We start from the raw sequence: 19,767 nt of genomic DNA, 5'->3' as shown, positions 1-19,767 counted from the left end.
CGTTGTTCTGTACTGCTTGCTCGTTCGACGAAGCGTTGTGTTCGTCAGCAGCAGAGGAGTGAGATTATGGGGGAGAGGCTGATCTACGTCAACCCTCTTTTTACGTCGGCACACACTTTTTTGTTGAAGCAAGCAGACTCAAGGGCGGGGTAAGGCACGTACTTCGGCTTTGCGCAGTCCAGCCTGGCTGATCGCCAACTCGATCGCTGCGATGCGTGCGCCCATGGAAGGGTGGGAAGCCAGGTAATGCGCGATGGCGGGGGTATCGTCCTCCTTGCCCAGCGAGGCGAACAATTCGGTCGCGCCGCCGGCATGCCCGTAGCGGCATTGCAGGACCTTGAGCGCCAGCGCATCCGCCGCCGCTTCTCGGCCGCGCGAATAGCCCGATTCGCCCAGCTGCTGCGCCGGCGCCAGCAATCCCGCAGTCCACGAGCCATCCCCGGTAATCAAGGTTGCGACGGTAATGATGACGATACTGCGCCCCATTCCGCGCAGGTGATCGCGATTGGCCAGGTGCGCCAGCTCATGGGCCAGCACAAAGGCCAAACCGTTCTCGGACTCGACATGATCCAGCAAGCCGGAGAACACCAGCACGGTCCCACCCGGCATCACGACCGCGTTGGCATCCTTCGACGCCGTCAACCGGACCGTCACGGGCGTGTCGACGCCGGCGCAACTGCGCAAGCTGTCGACCAGCGACTGTATATAGGCTTCCTTCGATTGCAGCGCCTTCACCGGCGCCGGCGCAGGAATCGCAAGCAGGCCGGTCAGCCGCTTCTCGGTCTCCGGGCTCATCCGGTCGACCACGGCATCGATCATCAGGCCGAGCAGCCAGATCCCCGCCACCACCAGCGCCGACAGCGCGCCCAGGATCAGCAGGAAATCCTTGAGGGGATGCTCGTGCGAGATGTTGTCGTTATGCTCGGGAAGCGAGGCCTGGTATTTCATGCGTAATAGATCGCCGTCCCGTAGGCCAGGACCTCGACGCCGGTCACTTCGCCGCGCACGTTCTTCGACAGCGGCATGGTTTCCAGGCGCAGGTTGACGATCTCGCCCGCTCCCGGGCAGCTTTCCTTCAGCCGCAGGACGGCTTCGCGCTTGGCGCGGTCGAGCAGGGTCTCATAGGACTTGACCGGTCCGCCGACCAGGGAACGCAGCGCCGACGCCGCCTTCTTGAAATAGTCCACCGACACCACGACGCTCCCGGTCACCAGTTCGCTGCGCGCCACGGCGCCGCTCCCCAGCGGCTTTTTCAGCGAGGTGGCCGGCAGGTGCACGATCGCCTTTTCGCGTTCGTGGATGGCGCGGTAGTGCCGGGCCTCGGCGGAACGGCCGAAGATATAGCCGAGTGCGATAGGCACCGACCAGAACGCCAGCAGGATCAGGTATTCCATTACTCGACGGTCACCGCGGTGCCATAGACATAGATTTCCGCCGCGCCCGCCGCCACCGACGAGGTCGAAAAGCGCACATTCACGATCGCATTGGCGCCCAGCTGGGACGCCTGCGCCTTCATGCGTTCGGTCGCCTGCTCGCGCGACTCCTCGAGCAGCTCGGTATAACCGCGCAGCTCGCCGCCCACGATGTTCTTCAGGCCGGCCATGATGTCGCGTCCCACATGCTTGGAGCGCACCGAGCTGCCGGAGACGACGCCATGGCAGACCGCGATCGACTTGCCGGGAATGGTTTCAATATTTGTAAGAAGCATGAGCGGCCACCAATAAAAAGAGTGGTTGATTGTAGACACGTAAATTTACTACTGGCAATTCATTATGCATATCTCCGTACCCCCGTGCGCGAGCACAGTAAAATGACGCCTTTGCCGAACCGCCCCGCCGCCATGACCATCCTGCTCAGCACCCTCAACGCTCGCTATACGCACGCCTCGCTCGGCCTGCGTTACCTGCTTGCCAACATGGGCGAGCTGCATGCGCAGACCCGCATCCAGGAATTCGTCATCGGCGCCAAGACCACCGACCTGGTCGAACGCATCCTGGCCCACCAGCCGCGCATCGTCGGCTTCGGCGTCTATATCTGGAACGTCGAGGAAACCACCAGGCTGGTGGCCATGCTCAAGCGGGTCGCGCCGCACATCGCGATCGTGCTGGGAGGCCCGGAAGTCTCCTACGAGACCGGGGAACAGGAAATCGCCAGGCTGGCCGACTACGTGGTCACCGGCTGGGGTGACGTGACTTTCCCCAAGCTGTGCGGCGAGATCCTGAACGGTCCCAAGCCCCTGATGAAGGTGCATGCCGGCGTCCAGCCGCCGATGGGCGACATCGTCCTGCCCTACTCTCTATATAGTGAGGACGACATCGCCCACCGCACGCTCTACGTGGAAGCCTCGCGCGGCTGCCCGTTCAAGTGCGAATTCTGCCTGTCCTCGCTGGACAAGACCGCCTGGCCCTTCCCGCTCGAGTCCTTCCTGGCGGAGCTGGAATCGCTGTACGCACGCGGCGCGCGCCTGTTCAAGTTCGTCGACCGCACCTTCAACCTGAACGTCAAGACCAGCCTGCAGATCATGCAGTTCTTCCTCGATAAGATCGAGGCGAACCCCATTGACCCGGTCTACGCCCACTTCGAGCTGGTGCCCGACCACCTGCCGGAAGCGCTGAAGGAGACCATCGCCAGGTTCCCGCCGGGCGCGCTGCAGTTCGAGATCGGCATCCAGAGCTTCAACCCCGAGGTGCAGGCCCTGGTGAGCCGGCGTCAGAACAACGAGAAGGCAGCCGACAATATCCGCTGGCTGTGCGAACACTCCACCGCCCACCTGCACGTGGACCTGATCGCCGGCCTGCCGGGCGAGGACGTGGCCAGCTTCGCGCGCGGCTTCGACCAGCTGGTGAGCCTGGGCGCGCAGGAGATCCAGTTCGGCATCCTCAAGCGCCTGCGCGGCACGCCGATCATCCGCCACACCGAGCCTTTCGGCATGGTCTACGATCCCTATCCACCCTACACCGTGCTGGCCACGAACAAGGTGGATTTCGCCACCATGCAGCGCCTGGTGCGCTTCGCCCGCTACTGGGACCTGGTGGCCAACTCGGGCCGCTTCGCCAACACCACCCGCGCGATGCTGGCCGACGCCCCGTTCGAGAACTTCATGACCTTCTCGGATTGGATCTATACGAAAACGGACGCCACCCACCGCATCGCCCTCGACCGCCTTGCCAAGCTGGTGCAGGAATGGCTGCAGGCGCGCGGCATGGGACGCGAGGAAGCCGCCGCCCTGCTGGCCAGCGACTACGCCGGCAAGGTGGACAAGCCGGCCGTCCAGGCAGTGGCTCCGGCCGCCGCCCCGCAGCGCCAGGTGCGCCACCTGGCCGCCTGATACGCTAGAGGATCGTCGCTGGCGGCGCAAACGATTCTCTTTTACACTGCGACAATGCAGATTGAAAATGCGCCAACATTAACTATCCAGCATTCCGCCTCTGGGGCGGGTCAATCTGTCGTGGCGAACGGGGTCTGGCAGGTGCACGCGCTGTCGCGGCGCGGCACCCTCAAGGGCATCACGCGCCAGCTGGCCACCCTGAAGGACAAGGGCGCCTGCGACTGGGACCTGTCCGGCATCGAAAGCCTCGATCACATCGGCGCCCAGATGTTCTGGAATGCCTGGCACAAGAAGCGCCCGCCGCGCCTGAAGCTCGATCCGCGCCAGGAAGACCTGTTCGCGCGCATCGAAAAGGCCGGCAGCATCAAGCTGCCGCGCCAGCGCCGCAGTCCCCTGCACTGGATCATCACCCTCGGCGCCGGGATCCTGAATTTCTTCGAGCACCTGCGCGCCTTCGTCGGCCTGATCGGGGTCGTGGTGCAGGACCTGGGACGCTTCCTGCGCCGTCCGCAGACCGGCCCGTGGCGCGAGATCTCGGCCAACATCTATCACTCCGGCTTCCAGGCGCTCGGCATCACCGCCATGGTCGGCTTCCTGATCGGGATCGTGCTCTCCTACCTGTCGTCGCAGCAGCTGCGCATGTTCGGCGGCGACATCTACCTGGTCAACATCCTCGGCATGGCCGTGATCCGCGAACTGGGGCCGATGCTGGCCGCGATCCTGGTGGCCGGCCGCTCCGGCTCCTCGATCACGGCGCAGCTGGGCGTGATGCGGGTGACGGAAGAACTCGACGCCATGCTGGTGATGGGCATCTCGCACGGCTACCGCCTGATCATGCCCAAGGTGATCGCGCTGGCGATCTCGATGCCGCTGCTGGTGGTGTGGACCGACGCCATGGCCCTGATCGGCGGCATGGTCTCGGCCAAGATCGAACTGAACCTGTCCTTCCGCTACTTCATCCAGAAGCTGCCGGACGCGGTGCCCTACGTGAACTACACCATCGGCCTGCTCAAGGGCGTGACCTTCGGCGTGCTGATCGCGCTGATCGCCTGCCACTTCGGCCTGCGCATCAAGGCCAACACCGAAAGCCTGGGCCGCGGCACCACCACCTCGGTGGTCACGGCGATCACGGTGGTGATCCTGGCCGATGCGGTGTACGCGATCATCTTCAGCGGAGTGGGGTTCTGATGGCGGACCATAAACGCGGCCCCCAGCGCCTCAACATGCGCCCCGAGGAGGAAGTCGGCGCGCCGGTGGTCCAGATCCGTAACCTGTGGACGCGCTTCGGCCGCACCGTGGTGCACCAGGACCTGAACCTGGACATCTACGGCGGCGAGATCCTGACCATCGTCGGCGGTTCCGGCACCGGCAAGACCGTGCTGCTGCGCCAGATGCTGGGCCTGGAGCGCCCTTCGCAAGGCTCGGTGCACGTGTTCGGCGAGGACATCAGTGCGGCCGAGCCGGAAGACCTGCAGCGCATGCGCAACCACTGGGGCATGCTGTTCCAGCAAGGCGCGCTGTATTCGGCCTTGACCGTGTTCGACAACATCGCCCTGCCCATGCGCGAGCTGCGCGCCCTGCCCGAGGACGTGATCCGCGACGCGGTGCTGCTCAAGATGGACATGGTGGGGCTCGGCCCCGAGCACGCCAACAAGATGCCGTCCGACCTGTCGGGCGGGATGGTCAAGCGCGCGGCGCTGGCGCGCGCCCTTGCGCTCGAACCTCAGTTATTGTTCCTGGATGAGCCGACGGCGGGCCTCGACCCCGACCTGTCGGACGCCTTCGTGGCGCTGATCCAGACCCTGCACCGCGAGCTCAAGCTCACGGTGGTGATGGTCACCCACGACCTCGACACGCTGTTCGCCCTGTCCTCGCGCATCGCGGTGCTGGCCGAAAAACACGTGCTGGCGGTCGGTCCGTCGTGCGACGTGCTGCGCGTCGACCATCCGTTCATCAAACACTTTTTCCTGGGCCCGCGCGGCCAGCGGGCGCTGGAAGTGCTCGAAGAGCGCCAGGCCCAGAACGATTCGGAGACTTGATATGGAAAACAGGTCATATGCCCTGATGACCGGCGTGTTCACGATTGCGCTCCTGATAGCGGCGGTGCTGGTCGGCCTTTGGCTCAACCGCGACAACACCGACTACGACCCCTACGAAATCGTCACCACCCAGTCGATCCCCGGCCTGAACCCGCAGGCGACGGTACGCTACCGCGGCCTGGAAGTGGGCCGCGTCGACGAGATCGTGTTCGACCCGCGCGTCACCGGCCAGATCCTCATCAAGCTGTCGGTGGACGAGAACTCGCCGGTCACCACCACCACCTTCGCCACCCTCGGCTACCAGGGCGTGACTGGGATCGCCTTCATCCAGCTCGACGACGACCGCACCGGTTCGCCGCGCCTGCAGACCAGCCAGGACCGTACCGCGCGCATCCCGCTGCGCCCTGGCCTGCTCGACATGCTGGAAAAGCGCGGCCTGGCGATCCTGGAAAAGACCGAGCAGATCACCGACAGCCTGGCCAAGATCGTCGGCCCGGAAAACCAGCAGACCATCATCGGGGCGTTCGACAGCATCGGCAAGGCCGCCGACGCCTATGCCGCCATTCCGCAGAAGCTGGAGCCGACCATCGAGCGTCTGCCGCAATTGTCGGCCAAGCTGGAACGCAGCCTGGACTCCTTCGACACCGTGGCCGGCAGCGCCAACAGCATGATCAAGAACTACGACCAGCTGGCCATCCGCCTGCAGTCGCCGGACGGCCCGGTCGAGCGCCTGAACGGCGCCATCGGTTCGCTGCAGGCCGCCACCAGCGAGCTGGAACTCGAAACCCTGCCGCACGTGGTGCAGATGACCGACGAGGCGCGCCTGTCGCTGCGCGCCGTGCGCCGCACCGCCAATTCGTTGTCCGAGCGCCCGCAGAGCATCCTGTTCGGCGCGCCGGGCGAGCAGCCCGGCCCGGGCGAGCCGGGCTTCGTGCCCCCGACCAAATGAGGATCACCGTGACCATGATCGCACCACGCCTTCTCAGCACTCTTGCCTTTGCCCTGATCCTCGGCGGCTGCGCCAGCAGCAAGAGCAGCACGCCCTCGACCGTATTCGACTTCGGCCCGGCCCTGCCGGCCGCGCAGGGCGCTGCCGCAGCACCGGCCAGCATGCCCGCCATCGTCGTGATGGACGCCACCGGCGCCGCCATCCTCGACAACGAGCGCATGTACTACCGCCTCAACTACGCCGACGCCCTCCAGGCGCGCACCTATGCCAACAGCCGATGGAGCGGCAACCCGCTGGCCCTGGTGACCCAGCGCGTCAAGACCCGCCTGGCCCAGTCGGGCATGAAGGTGCTGTCGGCCACCGACGCCTCCACCGGCGTACCGATCCTGCGCATCGAAGTCGATGAGCTGATGCACAGCTTCTCCGGCGCGGCGCAGAGCGAAGGCCAGCTGGCGCTGCGCGCCTCCGTCTTCAACGAACACCGCCTGGTCGACCAGCGCAGCTTCTCGCGCACGACGCCGGCCGCCAGCGCCGACGCGGCGGGCGGCGCGCGCGCGCTGGCCCAGAGCCTGGACGCCACCAGCGCCGATATCCTGGCCTGGCTGGCGACCTTGCCCGTGACCTCGCCCCCGACCGTGAGCAAATGACCGAGCCGGAAGTGACCGGCCGCCCGCGCGGCTCGCCGATCTCGCGCGCCACGCTGCTGGCCTACCTGCTGCTGATCATCTACGCCAGCTGGTACCCGTTCTCCGGCTGGCGCGACAGCGGGGTACCGCCGCTCGCCTTCCTCAACCTGGCCAAGCAGCGCTACTGGACCGGCTTCGACGTCACCGTCAATATCGTCGGCTACATTCCCTTCGGGGTGCTGCTGGTGCTGTCGCTCTACCCGCGCATCCGCGGCGTCTGGGCGGTGCTGGCGGCGGCCGTCGGCGGCATCCTGGTTTCCGGGACCATGGAAGCGGTGCAGAACTACCTGCCCAGCCGGGTGCCGTCCAATCTCGACTTCATCACCAATTCCGGCGGCTGCCTGGTGGGCGCCATCCTGGGCGCGCTGTGGGCGCCGCTGCTGCTGGACCGCAGCCGCCTGTTTCATTTGCGGCGGCGCTGGTTCGCTTCGCACGCCAGCCAGGGCCTGGTGCTGGTGGCCTTGTGGCCGCTGGCCCAGATCTACCCGCAGAGCTACCTGTTCGGCCATGGCCAGGTATTGCCCATCATCTCGGGCTGGCTGTCGAAATGGCTGGACGAGGACATCGACCTGGTGGCCATGCTGCGTCCGGGCGCCATGATGAGCGTGGAGCAGTACTGGCTGTCCGAAACCATCATCACCGCCTGCGGCATGACCGGCGCGGCCCTAACCCTGATGTGCCTGGTGCGCCGCGGCGCGCCGCGCTTCCTGCTGATGCTGGCCCTGCTGGCGTCGGCGCTGGTGGTCAAGGCCCTCGCCAGTTCGCTGCTGTTCCGGCCCGATAACGCCTTCGTCTGGGTGACGCCGGGAGCCGAAGGGGGCTTCCTGATCGGCCTGATCATGCTGTCCGGCCTGGTGTTCGCGCCCCAGGTTGCCCAGCGGCGCCTGGCCGTGGTCACCCTGGTGCTCAGCCTCATCGTCGTCAATACGATCCCGGTGAACCCGTATTTCTCCTCGACCCTGCAGGGCTGGGTGCAGGGTAAATTCCTGAATTTCAATGGCGCGGCCCAGTTCCTGTCCCTGATGTGGCCGTTTTTCGCGCTCTGGTTCCTGCTGCTTCCCTCTCACAAGCTCAATCGGCAGTAAAGAACGCGTATCATTGCGCTTTGGCGCCGCCACCTTTCGACGAGAACGACATGAACGACACCAAGGACGCACCGTTTTATCAATACCACGTGTTTTTCTGCATGAACGAGCGGGAAGGCAAGGACGCGCGCCAGAGCTGCGGCAAGTGCGGCGCCGAGAAGGCGCAGAAGCACGCGAAGAAGCGCATCAAGGAACTGAACCTGAGCGGCCAGGGCAAGGTGCGCATCAACCAGTCCGGCTGCCTCGACCGCTGCGAGGAAGGCCCGGTAGTCGTGGTCTACCCGGAAGGCACCTGGTACACCTATGTGGACACGGCCGATATCGACGACATCATCGACCAGCACCTCATCGGCGGCAAGCCCGTCGATCGTTTGAAGATTTAATTAGCAAGAAGGACCATGAATATCCATTCGCACAAGTTCACCCTGGATGGCCACGCCGGCAAGATGCAATGCCTGCTGGACCTGCCCGATAGCGAACCGCGCGGCATCGCGCTGGTCGCCCACCCTCACCCGCTGTACGGCGGCACCATGGAAAACAAGGTGGCCCAGACCCTGGCGCGCACCTTCGTCAACATGGGCTACGCCGCGGCGCGCTTCAACTTCCGCGGCGTGGGCGAATCCGAAGGCGTGCATGACGACGGCCGCGGCGAAGTGGACGACATGGCGATCATGTACGAACACATGCGCGCGCGCTATCCGGACCTGCCGGTGACCCTGACCGGCTTCTCCTTCGGCACCTTCGTGCAGGCCCAGTTCCAGCAGCGCCTCATCGCCGAAGGCCGCCCGGCCGAGCGCCTGGTGCTGGTCGGCACCGCCGCCGGCAAATGGCCGATGCCGCCGGTCCCGCAAGACAGCATCCTGATCCACGGCGAACTTGACGATACGATCACCTTGCAGGAAGTCTACGACTGGGCGCGTCCTCTTGACATTCCGGTCATTGTGATCCCGGGCGCCGACCACTTCTTCCACCGCAAGCTCGGACACATCAAAAATCTCGTTGCACAAATGTGGCATCGGTGAACATTTCGGCGTAACACTGTCCTATAATGTTGGACTTCTCTTGAGGCAATGCTTTAGGGCATTGTCTTGCGCTCCACCACTACTGATTGACTGACACACTCCCATGAAAAAACTGTTCGCGGCCTTTGCCGCCAGCCTGGTGATGGTCTCGGCCAGCGCGCAAACCGTGCCGGCCCCGGCGATCGCCGCCAAATCGTGGCTGCTGCTCGACGCAACGAGCGGCCAGGTCATCGCCTCGCAGGATCCGCATGCGCGCATCGAGCCGGCTTCGCTCACCAAGGTCATGACGGCCTACGTGACCTTCGCCGCGATCCGCGACAAGCGCCTGGCGCTGAACCAGATGGTGACCGTCTCGACCCGCGCCTGGAAAGTCGACGGCTCGAGCTCGAAGATGTTCATCGATCCGGCCACCCCGGTGTCGGTGAACGACCTGCTGCACGGCCTGATGGTCCAGTCGGGCAATGACGCGGCGGTGGCGCTGGCGGAAGCCGTGGCCGGCGACGAAGGCACCTTCGTGACCCTGATGAACCGCGAAGCGCAGCGCATGGGCATGAAGGGCACCCGTTTCGCCAACCCGCACGGCCTGCCGGACGCGAACAACTACTCGACCGCGCACGACCTGGCGACCCTGGCGACCACCGTGATCCGCGACTTCCCCGAGTTCTACAAGATCGACTCGGTCAAGCAGTTCACCTATAACAAGATCACCCAGCAGAACCGCAACCGCCTGCTGTGGCTGGACCCGACCGTGGACGGCATGAAGACCGGCCACACCGATTCCTCGGGCTACAGCATGATCGCCTCGGCGCGCCGCCCGAACGGCACCACCGGCCAGCGCCGCCTGATCTCGGTCGTGCTGGGCACCAGCTCGGACTCCGTACGTACCGCGGAAAGCCAGAAGCTGCTGAACTGGGGCTTCCAGAACTTCGACACCGTCAAGCTGTATTCGAAGGGCCAGGCCATCGCGACGCCGGAAGTGTGGAAGGGTTCGCAATCGAACGTGAAGATCGGCTTCACCCGCGACGTGCTGGTGACCGTGCCGAAGGGCGTGGCGGGCAAGCTCAAGCCGGTGCTCGAGCGTAAGGATCCGCTGGTCGCGCCGCTGGCCCTGAATGGCCAGGTGGGCACGCTCAAGATGATGGCGGACGGGAAGCCGCTGCTGGTGCTGCCGGTGGTGGCGCTGGAAGAAGTGGGCGAAGCGAGCATCTTTGGCCGTGCTTGGGATTCGATGCGGCTCTGGATGCAGTAATCTGCTGTCATTCTTGACGCAAAGCCCGTCCGTGCGAAAGCCCGGGCGGGCTTTTGTTTTGGTGGCTGCGGTGCGGACTTGGGTCCCGGCCTTCGCCGGGACGACGTTGTTTAAGTTTACCTCTAGCCCAAAGACCGTCGTACCTGCCACTGGCAGCTACGACTTCCGGCGAAGGCCGGAACAATGCCACTGGCATTGTTCCGCCCAAGTTCGTCGCGTACCAACACCCCTTGCTCCCACCGCTATAATGATGCCACCACGCCAACAAGAAAGCCCCCCATGACCCACCCGCTCCCCGCCGACCTGCACTGCCCCCGCATCGCCACCCGCGAAGGCGGCCCGGAACTGTCGCGCATCGTGGCCGGCATGTGGCGCATGACCGAATGGGGCATGTCGGTGGAACAGAGAGTCAGCTTCATCGAGCAGTGCGTCGCCATGGGCGTCACCACCTTCGACCACGCCGACATCTACGGCAACTACGGCGTCGAAGGCCTGTTCGGCGAAGCCCTGCGCGCCCAGCCCTCGCTGCGCGACCGCATCGAGCTGGTGAGCAAATGCGGCATCAAGCTGATCTCGCCCGCGCGTCCCGAACACACGATCCAGCACTACGACACCACGGCGCCGCACATCATCGCGTCCGCCGAGGAATCCCTGCGCCAGCTGCACACCGACCGCCTCGACCTGCTGCTGATCCACCGCCCGGACCCGCTGATGGACTTCGACGAGATCGCCGAAGCCTTCACCCGCCTCAGGCAAAGCGGCAAGGTGCTGCATTTCGGCGTGTCGAACTTTACGCGCCACCAGTTCGAGTGCCTGAACCGCCGCTTCGCGCTGGCCACCAACCAGGTCGAATTCTCGCCGCTATACACGGCACCGATGTTCGACGAGACCTTCGACGGCCTGCAGGACCTGGGCATCGCGCCGATGGCCTGGTCGCCGCTGGGCGGCGGGCGCCTGTTCAATGCGGGGGACGCCGGCGCCGAGAACCTGCGCCTGGTGATCAAGGAAATCGCCGACCGCCTGCAGCGCCCCTTCGCCAGCGTGGTGTTCGCGTGGATCATGCAGCTCCCGAGCCGCCCGCTCCCGCTGACCGGCACCGGGCGCCTGGAAGCGATCAAGGTGGCGGTGGCCGGCGCCGGCTTCACCCTGGCGCGCGAAGACTGGTTCCGCATCCTGCGCGCGGCGCGCGGACACGAGGTGGCCTGAAATGGCCGACGGCCAGCTGAAGATCGTGGAAGGCCGGGCCCTGAGCGCCCAGCAGAAGAAGGATTTGCTGAACCGCCTGGCCCGCATCGAGGGCCAGCTGCGCGGCGTGCAGAAGCTGATCGCGCTGGCCGATGCCCCCGAGGACTGCGACGCGGTCGCCCAGCAGATGGCGGCGGCGCGCAAGGCCCTGGACCGCTCCTTCGTGCAGCTGCTGACCGCCTCGATCCTCACCCAGACCGGCGAAGCCGCCGACCTCGAGGAAGCGCGCCAGCGGGCCGCTCACCTCGCGGCCATGCTGGACAAGTTTGCGTGAGGCTGGCCTGAGCTTAGTCTTCGTATACGCGCGGTGGCGCGACGCCGGTCCAGCCGGTCTTCCAGGCGATGTTCAGCAGCAGCGTCGCGCACACGTAGAGCAGGAAGAACAGCACGAAGAAGCGCGTCTGCAGCAGCGCGAGCAGCAGCGCGCACACGGCCAGCAGGCCGATCATGACCTTGCCGCGCGGGTGCTTGGAGCTGGGGAAGCGGATAGTCGACACCATCAGCGCGCCCACCGCCACCATCAGGCCCGCGATCATGAAGGCCTGGGACATCGAGGTGGCCGGCGCCGGCCAGGCCACCACCACCGAGGCCACGCAGGCCGCGCCCGCGGTGATCGGCATGCCGACGAAATAACGCGGGTCGGTGCGGCCATGGCTGATATTGAAACGCGCCAGGCGCAGCGCGCCGCAGGCCACGAACACGAAGCAGGCCAGGCCGCCCATGCGCACCAGGGTCGGATGGTCCACGCTCATCTGGGCAAAGCCGTAGCAATACAGCAGCAGTCCCGGAGCGCAGCCGAAGTTCATCACGTCGGCGATCGAGTCGAGCTGCACGCCGAAGCTGGACTGGGTATTGGTGGCGCGCGCCACGAAGCCGTCGAGGGCGTCGAACACGCCGGCCAGCACCAGCAGGATCGCGGCCAGGCGGTAATCGTCCGGGTTGCCCACATGGGCGTTGTCGACCGAGATCACGATGCTGCCGAAGCCGCAGGCGATCGACAACAGGGTGACGAAGCTGGGCAGGGCGAACTTGGCGCGCGCGAGGCGCTGCTGGCGGGTCGGGTTCAAATTAGTAACTCGGCAAGAGAATCGATGCCTTATTCTACAGGGCGCAAAATAAGAGTGTGGCCGCTTCACCCCAAGCCCATCACGAAAACTGATTTTGCCCTAGAATGTCGCCTTCGTTCTTACGTATTGACAGGAGTTGTAACATGAGCTATATGCCTCGTTGGCAGTCGTTTGTTGTGGCACTCGGAACCGCGATGGCCCTGGCCGCGTGCGGCGGTGGAGGCAGCGACAGCGTTGCATCCGCCCCTTCCGCGCCGGTTGGCTCCACGCCGCCAGCGGATAACCCGACCACGCCAACGGGCGTCAATGCGCCTACCCAGACCGGCAATATCGCCGTGGACGGCCGCGCATGGATCAACTACCGCCGCGCCCAGGCCGGCGTGCCCGTCGTGACCGAGAACGCCCTGATCAACAATGCGGCGCTCGGCCACTCGGAATACCAGCGCATCAACAACATCATGAGCCATGAGCAGGTGCCGGGCCGCCAGGGCTTCACCGGCGCCAACCTGGGCGACCGCCTGAACGCGGCCGGCTATACCCTGTCCAACGGCTATGCCTACGGCGAGATCATCTCGGGCACCACCAACAACTCGGGCTTCTACATGGCCGAAGAACTGGTCACCGCGATCTACCACCGCTTCGTGATGTTCGAGCCGATGTTCAAGGAAATCGGCACGGGCGCGGCCACTTCCGCGAGCGGCTACCACTACTTCACCGCGAACCTCGCCGCGCGCAACGGCTGGGGCACTGGCATCGCGCGCAACACCCTGGCGACCTGGCCCTTCAACGGCCAGACCCAGGTGACGCCTAACTTCTTCAGCAACACCGAAGAACCGGATCCGGTCCCGAACCAGAACGAAGTGGGCTACCCGATCAGCGTGCACGCCAACCTCGATGCGACGGTGGCGGTGACCAGCTTCACCGTGCGTCCGCGCGGCGGCGCCAACCTGAGCACCCAGCGCGTCGACCCGAGCGGCAACAAGACCGCGGCGGCCATCATCCCCCTGCAGCCGCTGCGCGCCGCCACGACCTATGACGTGAGCTTCTCCGGCACGGTCAACGGCACGCCGGTGACGCGCGACTGGTCCTTCACCACGCGCTGATGCCGCCAAGCGCCCCTCCTCCGGCCTGCCACCAGGCGATCGACCTGGCGGCTGGCCTCGACCGGATGATGGGCGACCGTGCCATGCACCTGCGGGTGCTCGGACGCTTCCGTGCCGACTACCGCGACACGGTGGCCCGCCTGCGCCAGGCGATCGGGGATGGCGAACCGGTGCTGGCGCAGCGCGTCGTCCACACGCTCAAGGGCGCCGCGGCCATGATCGAGGCGCGTGCATTGCGCCAGCTGGCACTCGATACCGAACTCGCCCTCCGCGCACAAGGCAATGCGGATCCCCGTCTGATCGACACGCTGGAAACGGAACTGGCGCGTGTGCTGGTCCAGCTGGACCTGCTGCTGTCGGCGCCCGAGGACACGGGCAGCGGTGCGGCGGCCAGCAGGGGCGAACTGGCCTGCCTGCGCGCCATGCTCGACGTCGGGGACGGCACCGCCCCCGCCCTGCTGGAAGCGCGCCACGCCGCCTTCCTCGCCGCGCTCGGCCCCGAGCGCATGCGCCAGCTCGACGCCGCCGTCGGCAGCTTCGATTTCGAGCGCGCGCTCGCGGTACTGGAAAAAAACAGGGGGAGCTGAGGCGGTCCGCTCAGCGTGTGTATTCCGCTTCCTCGTCGAAGGAATCGGCGCAGGTCTTGCCGCAGAAACGGCGTACGCTGTCGAGCGGCTTCTCGCAATACCAGCACGATCCCTTGGCCGGAAGGCTCTGGCGGGAAGGCAAAGGGCTCACCACGGCCGCAATGGGCGGCTCGGCGGGCAGCCCGTTGTCCGGAAAACTCTCGTGTGTCGTTTCCAAGATCCACCCCCTAACACGGCTGCCTGAAGTTTAAAAAAGATTACTTCAGTGGAATACCGTGTGCATGAGAAAGCTCAATCAGCCCGACACAGTGTGCGCCCAATGCCCTGCCCGCGCAATCCTGTACTTATCGACAGGCTTGATTTGAAGCATCACCGCAACAATTCCCCTAACGCACCGGCTCCAGGGTGACGAGCAGGCCGCGCCGCGTGGTGCGGATGCGGGTCGGGGTGAACTGTATGCCGGCGTAGCGCAGGTCGTCCGTGTTGAAGGAATAGACCGGGATATCGCGCGCCAGGATGCCCATCATGCCGTTGGCGACCTTGGCCATCTGGCGCTCGGCCAGGCCGCTGCCTGCGCCGAAATCGAGGCGGTCGACGCGCGGCTCGGCCATCATCACGGCCAGGCGGCCGGGATCGACGTACAGGCGGCCCGAGAAGGCAAGGCTGCCGTTCCAGGACTGGCTCATGAAAGGTGGGCTGACCGAGGCGTCGAGGGCCAGCCCCACGCGGTCGGTTTCCGGCTCGACCGACAACAATGGCCGCGAGAAGCGCACGTTGAGCATGTCGAGCATGCGGCTGTCGAGCGGAAAACGGCGCTCCAGGCCGGCCTGCAGCTTGTGCAGGGGCAGCTCGACCTCGCGCGGGCCGGCCAGGTTGGCGCAGGAAGCCAGCATGCCGGACAGGGCCAGCACGCCGGCGAGGCGGAAAATGGTTCGGCGGGGTTGGGTGATAAGCGGCTGCATCGTGACGACTCTCCTTGGATGGCTAGCCTAGCACGAGCCTCCGCTCATTGCCGCTTATTTACCACGCTTATTTACCAATACAGAAGCGGCTGAAGATCACGCCCAGCAGATCGTCCGGCGTGAATTGCCCGGTAATGCTGGACAGCTGGTCCTGGGCCAGGCGCAGCTCCTCGGCGAACAGGTCGAGCGACTGGTCGTCCTGCATCGCATGCTGGCGCGCGAATTCCAGGTGCTCGCGGGCGGCGCGCAGGGCGATCAGGTGGCGTTCGCGCGCCAGGTAGAGCGATTCGCCGGTCTGCTGCCAGCCGGCGATGCGCAGCAGCTCGGCGCGCAGCAGCTCGATGCCGATCTTTTCGTGCGCCGACAGGTACAGGTGGGTGGCGTCCGAGCCGTCCTCTTTCGACGGTTTGTGGCCCGACAGGTCGATCTTGTTCCAGATGCGCACCACCGGCACGCCCTGCGGGAAGGCGGCCACGATGTCCTCGTCGGCCTTGCTCGGTCCCAGGCTGGCGTCGAGCAGGTGCAGGATCACGTCGGCCTTGCCGACTTCGCCCCAGGTGCGTTCGATGCCGATGGCTTCCACCACGTCCACGCCTTCATCCACTGCGCGGATGCCGGCGGTGTCGATGATGTTGAGCGGGATGCCTTCGATCTGGATGGTCTCGCTCACCTTGTCGCGCGTGGTGCCGGCGATCGGGGTGACGATGGCCACGTCGGCGCCGGCCAGGGCGTTCAGCAGCGAGGACTTGCCGACGTTCGGCTGGCCCACCAGCACCACGTTCAGGCCTTCGCGCAGCAGCGCGCCCTGCGCCGCCTGGCGGAACACGTTTTCCAGCGATTCGATGATGCCGGCCAGCTGGCCGCGCGCGTTCGATTTCTCGAGGAAGTCGATTTCCTCTTCCGGGAAGTCGAGGGTGGCTTCGACCAGCATGCGCAGGTTGATGGTCTGGTCGACCAGCTTGTGCACCACCTGCGAGAAGGCGCCCGACAGCGACTGCGAGGCCGACTTGGCGGCGGCTTCGGTGGAGGCGTCGATCAGGTCGGCCACGGCTTCGGCCTGGGCCAAGTCGAGCTTGTCGTTCAGGAAGGCGCGGCGGGTGAATTCGCCCGGTTCCGCCAGGCGCAGGCCATGTTCGGCGCCGGCTTCCAGCACGCGCTGCAGGAGCATCTGCAGGACGATGGGGCCGCCGTGGCCCTGCAGCTCGAGCACGTCTTCGCCGGTGTAGGAATGCGGGCCCTTGAAATAGAGGGCGATGCCCTGGTCGATCACGCTGCCGTCCGTGGCCTTGAAGGGGATGTAGGTGGCGTGGCGCGGGGCCAGTTTGGTGCCGGGGAACAGGGCGTCGATCAGCGGGGCCAGCGACTTGCCGGAGGCGCGCACGACGCCGATGCCGCCGCGGCCGGGGGCGGTGGCGATGGCGGCGATGGGGGAGGTGTCGAGTTTCATGGGGGGATTGTAAGGGATTCGGGGGGGTGGGGGTGTGCTGGCAAACTTGGGTTCCCGCCTGCGCGGGAACGACGGTGATGGGCAGCGGACTACCGGCATCTGCATCATTCCGCTAGCCTTAAAACCGTCATCCCCGCGAAGGCGGGGATCCAAGTTTGCTCGCAGACCGGCAACGCAATAAAAAAACCCGCGCCAGGCGCGGGTTTTTCACGAAGCCGCCGAAGAATTATTTCGCCGTCTCGAACTTCTTGGTAATCACCCACTGCTGCGCGATCGACAGGATGTTGTTGACCACCCAGTACAGCACCAGCCCCGACGGGAAGAAGAAGAAGATGACCGAGAATGCCAGCGGCATGAACAGCATCATCTTCGCCTGCACCGGATCGGTCGGCTGCGGGTTGAGCTTGGTGGTGATGTACATCGACACCGCGTACAGGATCGGCAGGATGAAGTACGGGTCCGGCTGGGTCAGGTCGGTGATCCAGCCCACCCACGGCGCGCCGCGCATCTCGACCGAAGCCTGCAGCACCCAGTACAGGGCGAAGAACACCGGCATCTGCACCAGGATCGGCAGGCAGCCGCCCAGCGGGTTGATCTTCTCGGCCTTGTACAGCTCCATGGTGGCCTGCTGCATCTTCATCGGGTCGTTCTTGTAGCGCTCGCGGATCGCCTGCATCTTCGGCGTCACCACGCGCATCTTCGCCATGCTGCGGTAGCCGGCGGCCGACAGCGGGAAGAACAGCAGCTTGATCAGGATGGTCAGGGCGACGATGGTCCAGCCCCAGTTGCCCAGCAGCGAGTGCAGCTGGTCCATCACCCAGAAGATCGGCTTGGCGATCACGGTCAGCATGCCGTAGTCCTTCACCAGCTCCAGGCCCGGTGCGATCTTTTCCAGGGTCTTTTCATCCTGCGGACCCGAGTACAGGCGGGTGTCGGTCGACACGGTCGCGCCCGGGGCCACGGTGCCCAGCGGCTGCACGGTGCCGATCGCATACAGGTTGGCCGCGATCTTCTTGGTGTAGATGTCGCGCTGCACCTTGTCGGCCGGGATGAAGGCCGAGACGAAGAAGTGCTGCGAGATCGCCACCCAGCCGTTGTCGGCCTTGGTCGAATGCTCGGCCTTGTTCTTCTCGATCTCTTCGAAGGTCAGCTTCTGGTACTTGTCGGCTTCGGTGTACAGGGTCGGGCCGGTATAGCTCGACATGAACCACGAATCGTTGGCCGGCTTGTTGCCGTCATGCTGGAGCTGCAGGTAGAGCGAAGGCTGGACCGGCGCTGCGCCGACGTTGGTCACGTCGTGGCGGATGCCGATCACGTAGTCGCCCTTGCGGAAGGTGAAGGTCTTGGTCAGGCGCACGCCACCCTGCTCCGCATCCATCACGAGCTGGATCTGGTTGCCGCCATTCAAGGTGCGCACGCCCGGACGGACGGTGTACACGGTGTTGTGGTTCGGCAGGACACCGGCGGCGCTGGTGCCGATCAGGCCGGTCTGGCCCAGGTAGACGTTGTTGCCGCCCACGTCGAACAGGACCTGGTTCTTGGTCTTGTCGAAGTGGTCAGGGTACTGCAGCAGTTCGAGGCGCTTGATGACGCCGCCGGCGCTGTCGATGTTGACCTTCACCACGTCGGTGGTGATGGTGACGATCTGGCTGACCGGGGCGGCAGGAGCGGCCGGTACGGCGGCCGGCGCACCCGGGGTCGCCGGGACGGCGGTGCTGCCCGGCTGGGCGGCGGTCGGCACGTCGGACGGCTTGGCCGGCTGTTGCTGGGCGACCTTGGCCGGCGGCGCCGGCGAGAACAGCGACTGTTTACCGTTGGCCACCATCCAGTTGTTCCAGAGAACAATCAGGGAGATGGCGAACACGATCCACAGGACGGTACGTTTATTGATATCCATTGGGTCTAGTCAGGAATGATGACAGCCTGGAGAGGCTGGTGAGGAATCCTTGGTGCGCGCGGGCGGCACCAGGTCGACGCCACCCGCATTCCACGGATGGCAGCGGCACACGCGGCGCGCGGCCAGCAGCGAACCGCGCGCGGCGCCATGGATGCGCAGCGCTTCGATCGCGTAAGTCGAGCAGGACGGGAAGAAACGGCATTTCTGCCCGAGCATCGGGGACAGCAGCAGCTGGTAGCCGCGGAGCAACCAGACAAGCAGCGTCTTCATGATGATGGGGCCGAAGGATTGCCGGAAGCGCGGCGCGGACGCTGCGAGGCGAACAGGCGCGCCAGCTCGGCGCGCAGCTCGGCCTTGAGGGCGCGCGTGGTGGCCGGGCCGTCCTTGCTGTTGACCGGGCGCGACAGGCGCACGATGCAATCGACGGCCTGGAGCTCGCTGGTGCGGAACAGTTCGCGGGTGACGCGCTTGATCGTGTTGCGCGTGACCGCGCGCGGGGCGAAACGCTTGGCCGCGACGACGCCCAGCCGCGCATGCGGCAGCGTGCTGGGACGGGTATAGAGCACGAAATGCGCGGATTTTTGTGCCGGCCGCAAACGAAAAACGGATGAAAATTCATCCGTTTTAACGATGCGCCGAGCGCGCGCGAAGTCGTGCGAACCTTCGCCTGTCATGGCCAACCGCGTCGCTCTGCGGCTTGCCGGCTTAGACGACTGCCAGGCGCTTGCGGCCCTTGGCGCGGCGGGCGTTCAGAACCTGACGGCCACCACGGGTAGCCATACGTGCGCGGAAGCCGTGCGTGCGCTTGCGACGAACGACGGAAGGTTGGTAAGTACGTTTCATGGTGGTCTCGCTTAAAGCAAAAGAAATTGCAAAATCGGGTCTGACGTCTCGTCGTCAGGATTCGGCGCCAATGACAGTTCGCAGATGTTAAGCCAGCGTCACGCCACAGCAGATACTCTTCGCCCGGACTGCATCCGCTGTTAGTGACAGCTTGATAAGGTGACCGGACGGGGAACCCTGAATTAGACCCTAGTTCCGGCCCAGCTGTCAAGGCGGCTGTTGTTTCGCGGACCAGTCCCCAACTCTGCCAAAGGTGCT

General features: G+C 65.3%; 24 protein-coding genes. 13 read left to right on the top strand and 11 right to left on the bottom strand.

Annotated features, from left to right (window positions below; genetic code table 11):
* Nucleotides 1-138: 138 nt before the first annotated feature.
* The 3 genes from KBW95_RS12680 to KBW95_RS12670 are packed head-to-tail and all read right to left on the bottom strand — an operon-like array spanning nt 139 to nt 1,708.
* Nucleotides 139-948: a M48 family metallopeptidase gene (locus KBW95_RS12680; protein WP_211528390.1), complete on the bottom strand. Its 810-nt coding sequence runs from the start codon at nt 946-948 to the stop codon at nt 139-141.
* Nucleotides 945-1,394, bottom strand: coding sequence for a YbjQ family protein (locus KBW95_RS12675; RefSeq protein WP_211525227.1), 450 nt, complete (start codon nt 1,392-1,394; stop codon nt 945-947). The genes KBW95_RS12680 and KBW95_RS12675 overlap by 4 nt, the downstream gene beginning before the upstream one ends.
* Nucleotides 1,394-1,708, bottom strand: coding sequence for a YbjQ family protein (locus KBW95_RS12670; protein ID WP_211525226.1), 315 nt, complete (start codon nt 1,706-1,708; stop codon nt 1,394-1,396). The genes KBW95_RS12675 and KBW95_RS12670 overlap by 1 nt, the downstream gene beginning before the upstream one ends.
* Before the next feature lie 132 nt (nt 1,709-1,840).
* Here KBW95_RS12670 and KBW95_RS12665 point away from each other — a divergent pair, with 132 nt between their 5' ends.
* From KBW95_RS12665 to KBW95_RS12615, 11 genes are all read left to right on the top strand, one after another.
* Complete coding sequence (locus KBW95_RS12665; RefSeq protein WP_211528393.1) at nt 1,841-3,328, top strand: B12-binding domain-containing radical SAM protein; 1,488 nt, start codon at nt 1,841-1,843, stop codon at nt 3,326-3,328.
* A gap of 54 nt (nt 3,329-3,382) precedes the next feature.
* Nucleotides 3,383-4,516, top strand: coding sequence for an ABC transporter permease (locus KBW95_RS12660; protein WP_211525225.1), 1,134 nt, complete (start codon nt 3,383-3,385; stop codon nt 4,514-4,516).
* Entirely contained in the window at nt 4,516-5,367 is an 852-nt protein-coding gene (locus KBW95_RS12655; protein WP_211528389.1) for an ATP-binding cassette domain-containing protein, read from the top strand. The genes KBW95_RS12660 and KBW95_RS12655 overlap by 1 nt, the downstream gene beginning before the upstream one ends.
* A 1-nt stretch (nt 5,368) precedes the next feature.
* A complete protein-coding gene (locus KBW95_RS12650) occupies nt 5,369-6,316 on the top strand; it encodes an MlaD family protein (protein WP_211525223.1) in 948 nt (315 codons plus the stop codon).
* A 14-nt stretch (nt 6,317-6,330) separates the two neighbouring features.
* Entirely contained in the window at nt 6,331-6,963 is a 633-nt protein-coding gene (locus KBW95_RS12645; RefSeq protein ID WP_229429719.1) for an ABC-type transport auxiliary lipoprotein family protein, read from the top strand.
* On the top strand, nt 6,960-8,087 hold the full coding sequence (locus KBW95_RS12640; RefSeq protein ID WP_211525221.1) for a VanZ family protein: 1,128 nt from the start codon (nt 6,960-6,962) through the stop codon (nt 8,085-8,087). The genes KBW95_RS12645 and KBW95_RS12640 overlap by 4 nt, the downstream gene beginning before the upstream one ends.
* Before the next feature lie 50 nt (nt 8,088-8,137).
* Nucleotides 8,138-8,470, top strand: a complete 333-nt coding sequence (locus KBW95_RS12635; protein ID WP_211525220.1) for a ferredoxin — start codon at nt 8,138-8,140, stop codon at nt 8,468-8,470.
* Nucleotides 8,471-8,485: 15 nt separating this feature from the next.
* Entirely contained in the window at nt 8,486-9,109 is a 624-nt protein-coding gene (locus KBW95_RS12630) for an alpha/beta hydrolase (protein WP_211525219.1), read from the top strand.
* Nucleotides 9,110-9,212: 103 nt separating this feature from the next.
* Nucleotides 9,213-10,358, top strand: coding sequence for a D-alanyl-D-alanine carboxypeptidase family protein (locus KBW95_RS12625; protein ID WP_211525218.1), 1,146 nt, complete (start codon nt 9,213-9,215; stop codon nt 10,356-10,358).
* A gap of 279 nt (nt 10,359-10,637) precedes the next feature.
* On the top strand, nt 10,638-11,564 hold the full coding sequence (locus tag KBW95_RS12620) for an aldo/keto reductase family oxidoreductase (protein WP_211528388.1): 927 nt from the start codon (nt 10,638-10,640) through the stop codon (nt 11,562-11,564).
* A gap of 1 nt (nt 11,565) precedes the next feature.
* Nucleotides 11,566-11,877, top strand: coding sequence for a metal-sensitive transcriptional regulator (locus KBW95_RS12615; RefSeq protein WP_211525216.1), 312 nt, complete (start codon nt 11,566-11,568; stop codon nt 11,875-11,877).
* A gap of 13 nt (nt 11,878-11,890) precedes the next feature.
* Here KBW95_RS12615 and pssA read toward each other — a convergent pair whose 3' ends face one another.
* On the bottom strand, nt 11,891-12,670 hold the full coding sequence (gene pssA / locus KBW95_RS12610) for a CDP-diacylglycerol--serine O-phosphatidyltransferase (protein ID WP_211525215.1): 780 nt from the start codon (nt 12,668-12,670) through the stop codon (nt 11,891-11,893).
* A gap of 194 nt (nt 12,671-12,864) precedes the next feature.
* Between pssA and KBW95_RS12605 the strand changes: the two genes are divergently transcribed.
* Nucleotides 12,865-13,773 carry a CAP domain-containing protein gene (locus KBW95_RS12605; protein WP_229429718.1) on the top strand — a complete coding sequence of 303 codons (909 nt, stop codon included), beginning with the start codon at nt 12,865-12,867 and terminating at the stop codon, nt 13,771-13,773.
* A complete protein-coding gene (locus KBW95_RS12600) occupies nt 13,773-14,360 on the top strand; it encodes an Hpt domain-containing protein (protein ID WP_229429717.1) in 588 nt (195 codons plus the stop codon). Before KBW95_RS12605 ends, KBW95_RS12600 begins: the two co-directional genes overlap by 1 nt.
* Before the next feature lie 10 nt (nt 14,361-14,370).
* On the opposite strand, the gene KBW95_RS12595 is transcribed toward KBW95_RS12600, so the two are convergent.
* From KBW95_RS12595 to rpmH, 7 genes are all read right to left on the bottom strand, one after another.
* The gene (locus KBW95_RS12595; protein ID WP_211525213.1) at nt 14,371-14,577 is read right to left on the bottom strand and encodes a hypothetical protein; all 207 of its coding nucleotides are present in this window, start codon (nt 14,575-14,577) and stop codon (nt 14,371-14,373) included.
* A 169-nt stretch (nt 14,578-14,746) separates the two neighbouring features.
* A complete protein-coding gene (locus KBW95_RS12590; protein ID WP_211525212.1) occupies nt 14,747-15,322 on the bottom strand; it encodes a DUF1439 domain-containing protein in 576 nt (191 codons plus the stop codon).
* 67 nt (nt 15,323-15,389) lie between these two features.
* Nucleotides 15,390-16,769, bottom strand: coding sequence for a tRNA uridine-5-carboxymethylaminomethyl(34) synthesis GTPase MnmE (gene mnmE / locus KBW95_RS12585; RefSeq protein ID WP_211525211.1), 1,380 nt, complete (start codon nt 16,767-16,769; stop codon nt 15,390-15,392).
* A 226-nt stretch (nt 16,770-16,995) separates the two neighbouring features.
* The gene (gene yidC / locus KBW95_RS12580; RefSeq protein ID WP_211528386.1) at nt 16,996-18,666 is read right to left on the bottom strand and encodes a membrane protein insertase YidC; all 1,671 of its coding nucleotides are present in this window, start codon (nt 18,664-18,666) and stop codon (nt 16,996-16,998) included.
* A gap of 9 nt (nt 18,667-18,675) precedes the next feature.
* Nucleotides 18,676-18,936 (bottom strand): membrane protein insertion efficiency factor YidD, encoded by a 261-nt coding sequence (gene yidD, locus KBW95_RS12575; protein WP_211525209.1) that lies wholly within the window; start codon nt 18,934-18,936, stop codon nt 18,676-18,678.
* Nucleotides 18,933-19,340 carry a ribonuclease P protein component gene (gene rnpA, locus KBW95_RS12570; protein ID WP_211525208.1) on the bottom strand — a complete coding sequence of 136 codons (408 nt, stop codon included), beginning with the start codon at nt 19,338-19,340 and terminating at the stop codon, nt 18,933-18,935. The genes yidD and rnpA overlap by 4 nt, the downstream gene beginning before the upstream one ends.
* A 31-nt stretch (nt 19,341-19,371) precedes the next feature.
* Nucleotides 19,372-19,509 (bottom strand): 50S ribosomal protein L34, encoded by a 138-nt coding sequence (gene rpmH / locus KBW95_RS12565; protein ID WP_078035393.1) that lies wholly within the window; start codon nt 19,507-19,509, stop codon nt 19,372-19,374.
* Nucleotides 19,510-19,767: the final 258 nt, after the last annotated feature.

This window comes from Massilia sp. ZL223 (assembly GCF_018119395.1).
In the GTDB taxonomy this organism is placed as follows: domain Bacteria; phylum Pseudomonadota; class Gammaproteobacteria; order Burkholderiales; family Burkholderiaceae_D; genus Telluria.
The sequence above is the reverse complement of the archived record's forward strand: the minus strand, read 5'-3'. Positions and strand labels throughout refer to the sequence as shown.